We start from the raw sequence: 14,288 nt of genomic DNA on the forward strand, positions 1-14,288 counted from the left end.
CTCAGGCGAGCAACTGGTGATCGTGCAGGAGGCCGGCCAGATAATCGGTGAGCGTCGAAGTCGCACCCGGATCGTGCTCGACGACCTTGGCGACCGATGACACGGGTTCAGGCATGGTATCAGGCTGCTCGGGCGGCGCATCCAGACCCGCGCCGGATTCTGCGAAGACGAAACCGTCGCTCGTCACCGTGACGGCCCCACCCGAGGAAGCCAATGGCGCCGAGTGAAGGCCAGTGAATCCGTCGCCGTTCAAATCCTGGTGGAAGATCGTCTCGTAGGACTGCAGCGCGCTGCTGTTGCCGGCGACGGCGCCGGTCAGGAAGGCCGTGAAGTTGCCGTTGCTGTCGGTACCCCAGATCGAGAACTGGCCGGTGCTCGGATCCTTCCACGCAACGTTATAGCCGCCGCTGACCTGTTCTGCCGCGATCGGCGACCACGTTCCGGCCTGACCGACGGAAACGAGCGAGCCGCTCATCTTGAGCAACGGACCGGTCCCCCCGGTCGAGAGGAGGTAGTTGCTCCCACTCACGACCAGGCTCGTCACGCCCGCGGATTCGATCACCGGCGAGGGAATGCCGATCGTTCCGTCGCCGTTCAAGTCCTGGTGGAAGACATCTTCGATCGATTTCAGCGTCGAACTCGTGCCCGCCACGGCGCCGGTCAGGAACGACGTGAAGTTGCCGCTGCTGTCGGTGGTCCAGATCGAGAACTGGCCGGTGCTCGAATCCTTCCACGCAACATCGTAGCCGGTCGATGTCTGCTCGGCCCCGATCGGCGACCAGGTTCCGGCCTGCCCGACGATAACGGCCGTTCCGCCCATCTTCAGGACCGGACCAACGCTCGTCCCGTTCGCATAGAGCGCGTAATGGCTTCCGACCTGTGTCAGGCCCGTCGAGCCGAACGACTCAACGCTCACGGCGCTCGCCGCCGACGGCACGCCGATGGTGCCGTCGCCGTTGAGATCCTGCTGGAAGGTGTTTTCAAGATTTTGCAGCGTCGTGCTGGTACCGGAGACCGCTCCTGTCAGGAACGAGGTGTGATTGCCGTTGGCATCGGTGGTCCAGATCGAATACTGGCCGGAAGTCGGATCTTTCCAGGCGACGTCATAGCCGGTTGAGGTCCGTTCGGCTGCAATCGGGATCCAGGGCGCGATGCTGCCCACTGCCGCCCCCTGATATTTCAGCGTGGGGCCCATACCGCCGGCCGTCGGATTGAGCTGATAGGTGCCACCTACCTGCACCAAGCTGGTCTCGCCGATTGCCTCGACCACGACAGGGGTGAGCTGGCTGATCAGCGTGGCGCTCGAGATCGTGCCGTCGGCGAACTGGAAATACTCCGTGCCCGAAACGGTGTCGGTGCCGTTGGGCGTGCCGGACCGCTGATCGACCAGCGTGAAGACCTGCGTGGTCGAATTGTAGCTGATCCCGTAATTCGCCCTGCTGCTGGAATACACCGCTGTGTCGGTGCCGGCGCCGCCGACGATGGTGTCGTTGCCGCCGTCGCCCGTGATGGTGTCGTTGCCACCGCCACCGTTCAGGACATTCGCGATCGCGTTGCCGGTGATCGAGTCGTTGCCGGAGCCGCCGGTGGCGTTGTCGATGTAGGAGCGTGCGTCGTTGTTGTAGAGATAAGCGTTGTAGATGTCGCCGGCCGCATAATGGCCACTGCCCAGATAGGCGAGTTGCGTCGACGAGAACACCGACGCAGCGGCCGGATTGAGATTGAGCGACAGGTTGGTCGTGTAGTTCGACAAATCGTAGGTATCGACGCCACCACCATCCCAGATCGTCTCGAAGACGCGGTTCGCCGAACCGCCGATGCCGCCGCCGCTCGCGGGCTGCGCGACGCCGTTGATGAATTCCTGCCCGGTGGTCGTGCTCCAGGTGTAGACGGTGTTGCTGCTCTGCGTCGCGTAGTTTGCGCCATACATCGTCTGCAGCGCGAGAATGTCATTGGCCATATAGGTCTGCGAAAACCCATAGGTCTCGGCGGTATAGCCCGTCAGCGGCGCGCCGACGTAGCTGCGATAGCTCATGATGGTGTATTCGCTATCGTCATGCGCGGTCGGCACGGCGACGTTGCCGGGGCCACCGACCTCCTGGCTGTGCTTGAGCCCGACCGCGTGGCCGAGCTCGTGCATCGCGGTGGCGAAATAATAATTGCCGAGCGCGGCCTGGGCGTACGGATAGGAGGTGCCGAACCAGATGTCGCCGCCAGGGACGTAATTTCCGGGATAGTAGGCATAGGAGGTCGGATTGGCCGCCGACGACTGACCGATCATGATGTCGGCGCCGTTGGTGCCGGCATAGCTGAGCGAGATGTTGGTGTAGCTCTTGATCAGGCCAACCGCGTAGTTGATCGCCGACTGCATCGCCGCCGGCGCCTGGGTGAACGAGGCCGGCTCATTGTCCCCGTATGTGTAGGCGGGGTAGTCGCTCGCGGCATCCGGGAAGCTGTAGGTGATCGTGCCGGTCCACTTGTAACCGGACAGCATGCCGTCGATCTCGGCATTGTAGGTGGCGCTGACGTTGACGGCGGTAGCCAATGGTGCGTCCCTCGGAGAATGGCCGCGCAAGGCCCGATTTCAGGGCGGCGCAGCGATTCTAGTCTTAGTGCTTATACGTTTGGTTTAATTTGGGCGGTGGATGCTGCGAGCGGCAAATAACGGCTTGTTAATCAGGAACCCCGTGGTTACACGGACTCGCAGGGCACGCCGCAGGTGCATTTGAGGTCCCTCATGAAACAGCTCCGTCTGTCGGCCGGCTGCCTTGGCGCCTTGGTGGTACTCGCCGGCCTCGATCTTTCGTTCCCCGAAGGGAAACCTGTCATGATCAGGAAAGCCAAAGCGGACCAAGCGGCCAAGGCCCCACGGGCGCCGGTCATGCCGCCTCCCCGCAACCCGTCGATTGCGGTGGCCGAGGAGTACGAGGCGGCACGAGCCAAGGGAACGGCCGAAGCGCTCGAGCTGTTCATCGCCCGAAACAGTGACGACCCGCTGGCGGAGAAAGCCCGCACCGAACTGAAACGCCTGTCACGCTGAACCAACGATCTGTCCCGGAGCCATCCACGATGTCCTTTCCGCATGCCTCGGCCGCCCTGTCACGCTTCACCGTGCTCGATCTGACCCGCGTCCGGTCCGGGCCCACCTGCGTGCGGCAGCTCGCGGACTGGGGCGCAAAGGTCATCAAGATCGACGCGCTCACCGAGGATTCCGGCGGCGAGCAGCCGGGCGGCCCGCGGCAAGGCTCCGACTTCCAGAACCTGCACCGCAACAAGCGGGCAATGACGCTCAACCTGAAGACTCCGGAGGGGCTCGAGGTTTTCAAGCGGCTCGCCGAGCAAGCCGACGTCGTGGTCGAGAATTTCCGCCCCGACGTGAAGAAGAAGCTCGGCATCGATTATGAGAGCCTGCGCCAGATCAACCCCGGCCTCGTCTATGGCAGCATCTCCGGCTTCGGCCAGGACGGCCCCTATCACAAGCGGCCCGGCTTCGATCAGATCGCGCAGGGCATGGGTGGGCTGATGTCGATCACCGGCGCGCCGGGCGAAGGCCCGATGCGGGTCGGCATCCCCGTCGCCGACCTCACCGCCGGGCTGTTCTGCGCCATCGGAATCCTCACCGCGCTGCTGGAGCGCGACGTCTCCGGCCAAGGCCAGTGGGTCCAGACCTCGCTGCTGCAGGCTCAGATCTTCATGCTCGACTTCCAGGCCGCACGCTGGCTGATGGAGAAGGAAGTGGCAAAGCAGGCCGGCAACAACCACCCGACCAGCATTCCGACCGGCGTGTTCAAAACCTCCGACGGCTACATCAACATCGCCACCACGGGGGGCCGGATCTGGGAGCGCTGCGCGCAGGCGATCGGCGCACCGGAACTCTACAGCCTTCCCGACTATCTGACCGCGCCGGCCCGCTCCAAGAACCGCGACGCGCTCAATGCCGAGATCGAGAAGCGTACCTTGACGAAGTCGACCGAGACCTGGGTCCGCGAGCTCAATGAGGCCGGCGTGCCCTGTGGGCCGATCTATTCGATCGACCAGATGTTCGAGGATGCTCAGGTCAGGCATCTCGGCATCGCCCAGGATGTAGCGAATGAGGAGGGCCGCCATATCCGCCTAGTCGGCCAGCCCGTGACGCTGTCACGCACGCCGAGCAGGATGGTGGCGCGGCCGCCGGAATTCGGCGAGCAGACCGGCGAGGTGCTGAAGGAGTTCGGCTTTGCCGCGGACGAGATCGCAGCGCTCAAGAAAGGCAAAATAGTGTGATCCGGGTCTGCCCCGTCCAGGCTCTGATTGTACCGGGAAGGGCAAACTAGTGTGCCCATCCTATGCCGGGCCGATCCAGACGCTTGCGACCAAGGTGATTGGAATGTGCATCTGCTGGGAGCAGCGCAGCCTCTCGCCCCCATCGAGGCAACAGGTCCTGCGCGGAGTTCGCCACACATAGCTTTCAACACATCGGCTCAGCCCCGCTTCGCACGACCGCTCGCGCCGGCAACTGGCTAGCGGCGACTGAGCGCGGGACTGCCTGGTGCCTAGTCTGGTGCAAGGCTATCCTCGGAGACGAGACGCAACGTAAGCCAATTTCGACTTGTTAGGCAGTCGCAGCACGTGCCGAATCCGATGCTGAGTTATCGGATGCTGATCGAGCGGATGGCGGGCGCGCCCCGAAGCGGGAATTTTGAAATGACTCCAGTAAACGAAACGCCTGTCCACAAGGTCGTCGGCAAATCATTTCGAGGTAAAAAAACTGGCGTTCGCTTGCCAGTTATGGCTGCTGGCATGCGCACAAAGCCAGCAAATCGCAGGTGCGGTTGCGACAAGGCCCGCGCGCAGCTCGGCTGGATGCCGCGGCCGATCTAGACAAAGGACTTCGCCACACCGTCGATTGGTACAACGGGGCAGTGAAAGTCGCAATGACCGCCAAGTGTCGTTCGGCCAGAACGATACCGTCGCGCAACTGCGGCCCGCAAAAGGAGCATGAAGCGGAAAAGTGCATGGAAAGCACTTTTGTCCGAATGGAGTACGCCGTTCGAATGGGCGGTTAGAGCGATATGACCGCATCCAGTTCGACGGCAAGCGCGCTTTCCCAAGCCGGCGGCTCAATGCCGTAGGCATCCTTGAGGCGCGCCAAATCCAATCTAGAGTTCGCCGGGCGCATTGCCTTAGCGACATAGTCCTTGCTCGCGATCGGAACAATCTCGAAGACCTTCAGCGCAACCTTCCGCGACTGCAGACCCTTCACGATCGCGCTGGCAAAACCGTGCCAGCTCGTGTCGCCGGAGTTCGTCAAATGGACAATTCCATTCGCCCGCGCGAACGCTGCCGCCAAGCCTGCTTCGTGGCGACCAATGATCTCGGCCAGGGTTGCTGCAATCGTGCGCGCGGACGTCGGCGCCCCACATTGGTCGGCAACCACTCGCAGCACCTCCCGCTCACTGGCAAGGCGGATCATCGTACGCATGAAGTTGTTGCCAAGCGCAGCATAGACCCAGGCCGTCCGTACCACGAGATGGGCGCCGCCGGCGTTGCGAACGGCATGCTCGCCGGCGAGCTTGCTTCGGCCGTAAGCAGACTGAGGCCCGGTCGGATCATCCTCGCGCCAGGCGCGGTCGCCACGTCCGTCGAAAACATAGTCTGTAGACAGATGCACGATCGGAACCTGGCGTGGAGCAGCCCAACGCGCCAGTGCACCCGGCCCCTCGCCATTGATCAGCATGGCACGCGCGGGCTCGTCTTCTGCACGGTCGACAGCGGTATAGGCTGCGGGATTTATAATGAGATCCGGTCTAATGCGATCAAGAAGCGCGCCCAATTTGTCAGGCTTCGACAGATCGAATTCGCTGGACGTGGGTGCAATGACGGTGTGCCGCCTCCGAAGAAGTGGTTGGAGGGCATTCCCTACCTGCCCCGAAGCGCCCGTCAGCAGAATGCGCATTAGACTTGCCCGTAGATCGGAAGATTCCTGACCTCGGCCAGCAACGGAGCGGCAACGTCTCTAGCCGAAAGAGAGGGATTCTCGATGCTCCATTTGACCCCTATCGTGGGATCATTCCAGAGGATCGATATCTCGTCCTTCGGGCTGTAAAGTTCATCGCACTTATAAAAGAAGTCGGCTGTCTCGGACAGGACCAGAAAACCATGTGCGAACCCACGAGGAACCCACAATTGACGACCGTTCTCCTCGCTGAGCTCGACAGCGACGTGACGCCCGAAACTGGGACTACCGATGCGAACGTCGACCGCGACGTCGAGCACGCGGCCCCGGAGGGCCGTCGCGATTTTGCCCTGGCTCGACGGGTTCTGCAGATGCAGACCGCGCAACACGCCGCGGCCCGAGCGGGACATATTGTCCTGCACAAAAGGGCGTGCGATGCCCACTTCCCGGTAGCGCTGGAACTGGTAGGTTTCCACGAAGAAGCCGCGCCGGTCCCCAATGGGCTTTGGCTCAATGATCAGGACTTCCGGAATATCTGTTGCAACGACGTTCATGGGAGCGCTACACGTCCGCAGCATAACTGGCGTCGCCGTATAGCAAACTTGTAGGCTAGGGGCTATCTGCTATATCTCCGAGAAGGGACTTTACGCGAGGTATTATGAAGGGGATCATCCTGGCGGGCGGCACCGGCTCTCGGCTTTATCCGGTGACGACAGTTGTCTCAAAGCAGCTTCTCCCGATCTTCGACAAGCCGATGATCTACTATCCGCTCTCGACCCTGATGCTGGCCGGTATCAGGGAGATTCTCGTGATCTCGACACCGCAGGACAACCCCCTTTTCCAGCGCCTGCTCGGCGACGGATCCGGGATCGGCCTACGGTTCGAATATGCCAGCCAGGAGACGCCCCGTGGCCTCGCCGACGCCTTCATAGTCGGCCGCCAGTTCGTTGGCTCGAATCGAGTGGCGCTCATCCTGGGCGACAATATCTTCTACGGACACGGACTACCCGAAATGCTGCTGAAGGCCTCATCTCGCAAGCGGGGTGCGACCATCTTTGGATATGTCGTCAACTCGCCCAGCCAATATGGGGTCGTTGAGCTCGACGCGGATCACCGCGCGTTGTCGATCGAGGAAAAACCGGAGCAACCGAAATCGAACGTCGCGGTTTCCGGTCTGTATTTTTACGACAATGACGTGCTCGACATCGCTGCCAACGTGAAGCCGTCGGCACGTGGCGAAATCGAGATTACCGACGTGAACAATGCCTACCTTCAGCGCGGAGACCTTTACGTCGAGGTTCTCGGACGAGGATTTGCCTGGCTTGATACGGGGACCCATGCCTCCCTCGTGGAGGCTAGCCACTTCGTTCAGATCCTCGAGCAACGCCAGGGCTTGCGCATCGCATGCCCCGAGGAGATTGCGCTCCGCAAGGGATACATCACGCTGCAGCAGTTCGAGCAGGCTGCGGAGAAATCAGCCAAGAGCAGTTATGGCGAGTACCTGAAATCGGTCGCCCGCTCCTACGAGGTCTAAGCCGCTTCGCGGGGACAACACATGCGATTCAAGGAAGCAACGATCTTCGTGACCGGCGGCGCGGGCTTCATTGGCTCCGCGGTCGTGAGACATCTGCTGCGCGACTCCGGCGCGCGCGTCGTCAATGTCGACAAGCTGACCTATGCCGCCAATTTGGATTCGCTTCCCGGCGCAGACGGCAACCCGAACTATGCGTTCGAGAAGCAGTGCATCTGTGAGGCGTGGGGCTTGCGCGCCCTGCTTGAGAAATACCAGCCGGACGCGGTGATGAACCTTGCGGCTGAAAGCCATGTCGACCGCTCGATCGATGGGCCCGGCGAATTCATCCAGACCAATATCGTGGGAACGTTCACGCTATTGCAGGAAACACTCCGCTATTGGCGCACGCTCTCGCCTGAGAAGCGCGCACGTTTCCGCCTGTTGCACATTTCGACTGACGAGGTGTTTGGGTCGCTCGGCGATGAAGGCCTGTTCACGGAGACAACTGCCTATGCGCCGAACTCGCCCTATTCCGCGAGCAAGGCATCTTCGGACCATCTGGTGCGCGCCTGGCGGGAGACCTATGAGCTTCCGACGATAGTGACAAATTGCTCGAACAATTATGGCCCTTATCACTTCCCGGAGAAGTTGATCCCTCACATGGTCATCAAGGGCCTCGCTCGGGAGCCGCTGCCGGTCTATGGCGACGGCAAGAACATCCGCGATTGGATCTACGTCGAGGATCACGCAAAGGCTCTGACGATGGTGCTGGAGCGCGGCACGATGGGCGAAACCTACAATGTCGGCGGCCGCAACGAGCGTACCAACCTGCAAGTCGTCGAGACGATCTGCGATCTGCTGGATGAGCTTGCGCCGGAAGGCGGTCAGCATCGCGGCCTAATTTCATTCGTCGCCGATCGCCCCGGTCACGATCGCCGCTATGCCATCGACGCCTCGAAGCTCGAGCGAGAGCTCGGCTGGCGCGCGGATGAGACGTTCGAAAGCGGGATCGGCAAGACTGTGCGTTGGTACATCGAACAAAAGCCCTGGTGGCAGGCGATCCTTTCACGCGGCTACACGGCCAAGAGGATCGGGCTAGAGGACAGTCGTACGCAACGGCCGACGAACAAATCAAATGAAGCACGGGAAATATCCTAGCGAGACTGACCGCCTGATCGCCTCCGCGCGGGTGAAACCACCACGCGCGTCCGGGCACCTGCGAACAATTCACAGTACAGGATCGACGGCTCGCCGCTAACCGCGGCGGATCTTGCGGCCGACGAGATCATTCGCGTGCCTCGCGCGCAATATTGCGGGATCTGCCCGTCTTGACAGAGGAAACGTGCGAACTGGCAGTGACGACGCACTACCGGCTGGTCCATCCCCTGGATGGCACCAGAGGAGTTCATCCAGGGCTCCCACTTAATTCACGGTCAGCATAGCCCTGATCGCGGACGGATCGCCGGCCGTCGATGCGCCGGCCCTCTCGCATCTTTACCTCGGCGGATCACGAGGCTGGAGATCGGCCGACATCCGATCCAGGAGTTGCGGTAGGGATCGTCGCTCAAGTTCTTCGTCCTTATTATGAGGGAGAAGCCGAGGTCTGCCCCCCGCTCGCTCCAACGTTGGAGTGGGACACGGCCGCCGGCACGCGGTGCTGCTGGCAGCACGGGGGCGCGTCGGTATTGACGGCGACGATGTTGCTACGGCAACCCGGCCTATTGAAACGGCCACTTCGTTGCATGGGGAGGAAGCGCCGGCGAGTAGCGCAACTGCCTCCTTCTGACTCTTGCTGGATCAGAACGCGAATATGCTGCCCGACATCTCCGCCGCCTCAAAGCTGAAACGATCGAGATCACGCACGACCACAGGACGCGGGCTTCGCCTCAGGCAGCCGCCGGTCCATACCAATACGCAACGGACGAATTCATCGACGACAAAGTCGCCTCCTTCGGCCATGTGCGGTCCCACCTGCGCCGGAACCAACGGAACAGATCCCCACTCCTCGCGCGAAGAGCACATCTGCCTCTTCGATCCGAATCGGTGCGACACGCCGGTGGGCGTTGACAGCGGGCCGCGTCGCGAGCTCGCGACGATCTCTCCCGGTGGCCATCCCGCACCAGCGACAGCATGTAGTTGCCCATCGTCAACCCGGTTCCGAGAGACCGACCGCTCTATCCTTCCATCCGGCCGGTGGCGCCCATAGGTTCGCGTTACCGCCCAGCTTTGTCTCCTCTTATCACGGCCCGTCGCAAGAACGGCGATATCGCCGGCCAAGCGCTGACCGCATTGTCTTGCGAGGCGGCCCATTGCCAGTCCGCAGCGAATCATCACCTGCTTTCCATGTCCTGATGTCAAACCATATTGCCTTGCAGGCCTAGCGCGACGTCGCCCTGGTCCCCTGCGTCCATCCGACGCGGGCGAACAATCCTTCGATGATTGGCCAAAACAGCAGCACGATCGCCAGCGTCGTGATCGAGCCGACCAGGCCGTTCGACCAGAACACCTTGAGGTCGCCGCCGGAGCCGATCATCGACAGGCGGAAGGCATCCTCCGCGCGGTTGCCGAGCACGAGCGCGAGCGTGAACGGCGCCAAGGGAATGCCGATCTTCTTGAAGACGTAGCCGACGACGCCGAAGCCGAGCATCAGCCAGATGTCGAACATGGCGTTCTGGATCGCATAGGCGCCGATCGCACAGGACACCACGATCATCGGCGCCACCGCGGCGAACGGCACGCGCAGGATCGAGGCGAAGATCGGCACCGTCGTCAGCACCAGCACGAGGCCGACGACATTGCCGAGATACATCGAGGCGATCAGGCCCCAGACGAAATCCTTGTGCTCGACGAACAGCAGCGGGCCGGGATTGAGCCCCCACACCATCAACCCGCCGAGCAAGATCGCCGCGGTGCCGGAGCCGGGAATTCCGAGCGCCAGCATCGGCAGCAGCGCCGCGGTGCCGGAGGCATGCGCCGCCGTCTCCGGCGCGAACACGCCCTCGATGCGGCCCTTGCCAAAACTCTCGGGATCCTTGGCGAAACGCTTTGCCAGATTGTAACCCATGAAGGAGGCTGCGATCGCGCCGCCCGGGGTAATGCCAAGCCAGCAGCCGATGACGGAGGAGCGCAGCAGCGTCACCCAGTATTTCGGCAGGTCCTTCCACACGCTCAGCACGACACGCAGCGAAATGCTCGCCGCATGCCCGCGCAGCGCGAGGCGCTCCTCCATCGTCAGCAGGATCTCGCTGATGCCGAACAGGCCGATGACGGCGACCAGGAAGTTGATGCCGCGCAAGAGCTCGGACGAGCCAAAGGTCATGCGCAACTGCCCAGACACGGTATCCATCCCGACGCCCGCCAGCAGGAGCCCCAGCGACATCGAGATGACAGTCTTGTGCTTGGCCTCGCGGCCCAATCCGACGAAGGAGCAGAAGGTCAGCAGATAGACCGCGAAGAACTCGGGCGGTCCGAACTTCAGCGCAAAGGACGAGATCATCGGGGCGAGGAAGGTGATCAGCAGCACAGCGACCAGCGAGCCGATGAAAGAGGACGTGAACGCCGCGGTCAGCGCCTCCGCCGCCCTGCCCTGCTGCGCCATCGGATAGCCGTCGAACGTGGTCGCGACCGACCAGGCTTCGCCGGGGATGTTGAACAGGATCGAGGTGATCGCGCCGCCGAACAGCGCGCCCCAGTAGATGCAGGACAGCATCACGATCGCCGAGGTCGGATCCATCGTGAAGGTGAGCGGCAGCAGGATCGCGACGCCGTTGGGCCCGCCGAGGCCGGGCAACACGCCGACGAAGATGCCGAGCACCAGCCCGACCATCATCAGCGCGAGCGTCTTCCACGTCAGCAGGACGGCGAAGCCGTGAAGCAAGAGACCGAAAGCTTCCATCGCAGGCCCCGCCTAGTAGCCGAAGGCCGCTTCAAGCGGCCCTTTCGGCATGATGACGTCGAAGGCGATGTCGAAGGTGACGAACATGATCGCCGTGAACACGACAGCGGTGAGCAGCGACTTCCACAGCGCGATCTTGCCGACGAGGCGCATGAAGCCCGCGATCAGCAGGAAGCTCGCAACATAGAGGCCGAGAAACTGCGTCGCCAGGCAGAACAGCAGCGTCGGCACGAACACCGCCATCACACGGCGGGCCTGCGCGCGCGTGACGAAGGTCTCAGCCGCCTTGCGGTGCGCGACGAGGGCCACGATCAGGCCGTAGAGGCTGCTGCCGCCAAGAATGACGGAGAGATAGAACGGGAAATAGCCAGGCTCCGGCCCGGTCGAATCCCAGGAGGCGCCGGTGCGCCAATTGTCGTAGCCGAGCGTGGCAGCCAGCGCGAGCAACAGGAGACAGACGAATATCTCGACCGTGCCGGAGGAGACGACGGAAGGCGAGTCGTCTTCGGGCGCGGTCGGATCGTCGACGACGATTTCAAGATCGGTTTGGGACATGCTCTGCCAGTTCAAATTGCGCTGTCATCATCCGCCTAACGCGCAATTGCGCACAGGAGCGGATGATCCAGTACGCCGTGCAGAAGCCGTCTTTCGTCGAGCTCTGTGCAATACCGGATGCCCGCGTTCCGCGGGGCACGACGTGGAGGATGTGATTACTTCGCGACGAAACCGGCTTCCGTCATCAGCGACTTGTTGACTGCATCGTCCTCCTCGAGGAACTGCACCATGTCCTTGCCGGTGAGGAAGATCGGCTTCAACGCCTGCTTTTCCATGTAGTCCTTGTATTCGGCGGTCTGCGTCACCTTGTGGAACAGGTCGACATAGAACGCCTGCTGCTCAGCCGTGACCTTACCGGGCAGGAACGTCGCGCGCAGCATCAGATACTGGACGTCGACGCCCTCCTCCTTGCAGGTCGGGATATCGGCCCAGGACTGCGTGTCCGTCACCTTGCTGGTGTAGGAGATGCGCTCCTTGTCGAACACGCAGAGCGGCCGCACCTGGCCCGCGCGCCAGACTTCGAGATTTTCGGACGGGTTGTTGACGTTGGATTCGGTGTGGTTGCCGACCAGCTGGGTCGCGGCCTCGCCACCGGACTTGTAAGGCAGATAGGAGAATTTCGCGCCGGTCTTCTGCTCGAGGAACACCGTCAGCACGTGATCCTCGCGCTTGGAGCCGGTGCCGCCCATCTTGAACGGGGCGCTCGCAGCCTTCGCGGCGGCGACGAACTCCTTCACCGTCTTGGGACCCGCGCTGTTGTCCCACAGCACGAACTGGTCGAGCGCGATCACCGAGACCGGGGTCAGCTCACGCCAGTTGAACGGAATCTTCGCCGACAGCGGCAGCATGTAGATCAGCGAATAGGCGATCAGCACCTTGTTGGGATCGGCCTCGCTGGACTTCATGTACATCAGCGCTTCCGCACCTGACGCGCCGCCCTTGAGCGAGACCACGATCGGCTGCTTCATCAGGTTGTTCTTCTGGATCGCGGCCTGCATCATCCGCGCCATCTGATCGGAGGCGCCGCCCGCGCCCGCCGCCACCACGATCTCGACCGGCTTCGTCGGTTCCCAGCCGGCAAAGGCCGGCGCGCTGCAAAGCGCAGCCGTCAGCACGACAGCGGCCTTCATTCCATGTCCCACGCGCGTCTCCCCCAAGTTCTTTGCCTATGTTCTTGTTCGGATTGGAAATTCAGAGGTGAATTCAGCCCCCATTGTGCTGGCGAATCCGCCCGAGTTCAAGCCGCCCCGTATCCGCCCTCCTATGACTTTGGAATGAGACAGGCTTCGCGCCGGAGTCCTAAGGCCGCTCAGCGCAACATCACTGACCGCCCCTTATCTCAGAGCAGCTCCAATGCTCAGGTACGACGAACCTCATTGATGAAGCCACCGGTATCAAGTAGCCCGCGAGAAATAGCGGCAGCAACGCGCCTGGATGCTTGGCAGCGCAAGGAACTCGTAGAACCGTCACAGCAGGCTTCAATTGAACGCAAGTCGCCGCAACTTTTGATCTGTGGTAACCTGTCTCGCGCTACTTGCCCTTCCAATTGGGCGTACGCTTGTTGAGGAAGGCGTCCATTCCCTCGCGGAAATCTTCGCTCATATAGGCCTTGAGGATCAGATCCTCGCCCTCTTCGCGCGACAACGTGCGGCGGATGCGGCGCACTGCCTCCTTGGTCGCTTCCAGCGTGAGCGGCGCGTGGCTCGCGACCAGCCTTGCGGTCTCGTCCGCACGGCGCTGGAGCGTCTCGACATCGGGCACGATTTCGGTGAGCAGGCCGAGCGCGAGCGCTTCCGGCGCCTCGACCAGGCGCGCCTTGAAGATCATATCCTTGGTGCGGGCGGGACCGACCAGCGAGACGACGCGGCTGATATTGGACATCGACAGGCAGTTGCCGAGCGTGCGCGCGATCGGAAAGCCGATGCGTGTCGCTTCAGTCCCGATGCGAAGGTCGCAGCAGGCCGCAATTCCGGCGCCGCCGCCGGTGCAGGCTCCCGCGATCGCGGCGATCACGGGCACGCGGCACTGCTCGAGCGTGCCGAGCACACGGTCGATGCGAGCCTCATAGTCGAGCGCATCCTGCGCGGTTTTGAACGCACGGAATTGAGAAATGTCGGTGCCGGAGGCAAACGCCTTGTCGCCGGCGCCGGTCAGGATCAGCGCCTTGATCGAGCGGTCGGCGTTGATCTCCAGGCAGATCTCCGCCATGCGCTCGTACATGGCGAAGGTCAGTGCGTTGCGCGCCTGCGGGCGGTTGAAAGTGATCCGCGCGATGCCGTCCGTGACGGAGTGGAGCAGGTCTTCGTTGGCAGTCGTCGGTGCGTTCATCGCGCGCTCACTTCTTTTCTAAGCTAGTTCAAGCCATTTGAGCCTTTAGGCCACCTGAGCCT

General features: G+C 62.3%; 12 protein-coding genes. 4 read left to right on the forward strand and 8 right to left on the reverse strand.

All coding sequences use genetic code 11. The features are described 5' to 3' along the window. Position 1: 1 nt before the first annotated feature. Positions 2-2,545: a M10 family metallopeptidase C-terminal domain-containing protein gene (locus IVA74_RS30815; RefSeq protein WP_247350521.1), complete on the reverse strand. Its 2,544-nt coding sequence runs from the start codon at positions 2,543-2,545 to the stop codon at positions 2-4. Positions 2,546-2,737: 192 nt separating this feature from the next. Between IVA74_RS30815 and IVA74_RS30820 the strand changes: the two genes are divergently transcribed. Together IVA74_RS30820 and IVA74_RS30825 are read left to right on the forward strand one after the other, a co-directional pair. Beyond that, positions 2,738-3,040 carry a hypothetical protein gene (locus IVA74_RS30820; RefSeq protein WP_247350522.1) on the forward strand — a complete coding sequence of 101 codons (303 nt, stop codon included), beginning with the start codon at positions 2,738-2,740 and terminating at the stop codon, positions 3,038-3,040. A 29-nt stretch (positions 3,041-3,069) separates the two neighbouring features. Next, positions 3,070-4,263: a CoA transferase gene (locus tag IVA74_RS30825; protein WP_247350523.1), complete on the forward strand. Its 1,194-nt coding sequence runs from the start codon at positions 3,070-3,072 to the stop codon at positions 4,261-4,263. A gap of 778 nt (positions 4,264-5,041) precedes the next feature. Here the strand turns inward: IVA74_RS30825 and rfbD are convergent. Together rfbD and rfbC are read right to left on the reverse strand one after the other, a co-directional pair. After that, a complete protein-coding gene (gene rfbD, locus IVA74_RS30830) occupies positions 5,042-5,935 on the reverse strand; it encodes a dTDP-4-dehydrorhamnose reductase (RefSeq protein WP_247350524.1) in 894 nt (297 codons plus the stop codon). Continuing rightward, positions 5,935-6,489, reverse strand: coding sequence for a dTDP-4-dehydrorhamnose 3,5-epimerase (gene rfbC / locus IVA74_RS30835; RefSeq protein ID WP_247350526.1), 555 nt, complete (start codon positions 6,487-6,489; stop codon positions 5,935-5,937). The genes rfbD and rfbC overlap by 1 nt, the downstream gene beginning before the upstream one ends. A 104-nt stretch (positions 6,490-6,593) precedes the next feature. Between rfbC and rfbA the strand changes: the two genes are divergently transcribed. Together rfbA and rfbB are read left to right on the forward strand one after the other, a co-directional pair. Continuing rightward, complete coding sequence (gene rfbA, locus IVA74_RS30840) at positions 6,594-7,469, forward strand: glucose-1-phosphate thymidylyltransferase RfbA (RefSeq protein WP_247350528.1); 876 nt, start codon at positions 6,594-6,596, stop codon at positions 7,467-7,469. Positions 7,470-7,490: 21 nt separating this feature from the next. Further along, positions 7,491-8,606, forward strand: coding sequence for a dTDP-glucose 4,6-dehydratase (rfbB, locus tag IVA74_RS30845; protein ID WP_247350530.1), 1,116 nt, complete (start codon positions 7,491-7,493; stop codon positions 8,604-8,606). A gap of 639 nt (positions 8,607-9,245) precedes the next feature. On the opposite strand, the gene IVA74_RS30850 is transcribed toward rfbB, so the two are convergent. The 5 genes from IVA74_RS30850 to IVA74_RS30870 form a co-directional block, all read right to left on the reverse strand. Next, positions 9,246-9,407: a hypothetical protein gene (locus IVA74_RS30850; RefSeq protein ID WP_247350533.1), complete on the reverse strand. Its 162-nt coding sequence runs from the start codon at positions 9,405-9,407 to the stop codon at positions 9,246-9,248. A gap of 418 nt (positions 9,408-9,825) precedes the next feature. Next, a complete protein-coding gene (locus IVA74_RS30855; RefSeq protein WP_247350536.1) occupies positions 9,826-11,343 on the reverse strand; it encodes a tripartite tricarboxylate transporter permease in 1,518 nt (505 codons plus the stop codon). Between the two features lie 12 nt (positions 11,344-11,355). Beyond that, on the reverse strand, positions 11,356-11,898 hold the full coding sequence (locus tag IVA74_RS30860) for a tripartite tricarboxylate transporter TctB family protein (RefSeq protein ID WP_247350539.1): 543 nt from the start codon (positions 11,896-11,898) through the stop codon (positions 11,356-11,358). 155 nt (positions 11,899-12,053) lie between these two features. Beyond that, positions 12,054-13,028, reverse strand: a complete 975-nt coding sequence (locus IVA74_RS30865) for a tripartite tricarboxylate transporter substrate-binding protein (protein ID WP_247350542.1) — start codon at positions 13,026-13,028, stop codon at positions 12,054-12,056. A gap of 400 nt (positions 13,029-13,428) precedes the next feature. Continuing rightward, a complete protein-coding gene (locus IVA74_RS30870; protein WP_247350546.1) occupies positions 13,429-14,226 on the reverse strand; it encodes an enoyl-CoA hydratase/isomerase family protein in 798 nt (265 codons plus the stop codon). Positions 14,227-14,288: the final 62 nt, after the last annotated feature.

Source organism: Bradyrhizobium sp. 132 (assembly GCF_023074185.1).
GTDB lineage: Bacteria > Pseudomonadota > Alphaproteobacteria > Rhizobiales > Xanthobacteraceae > Bradyrhizobium.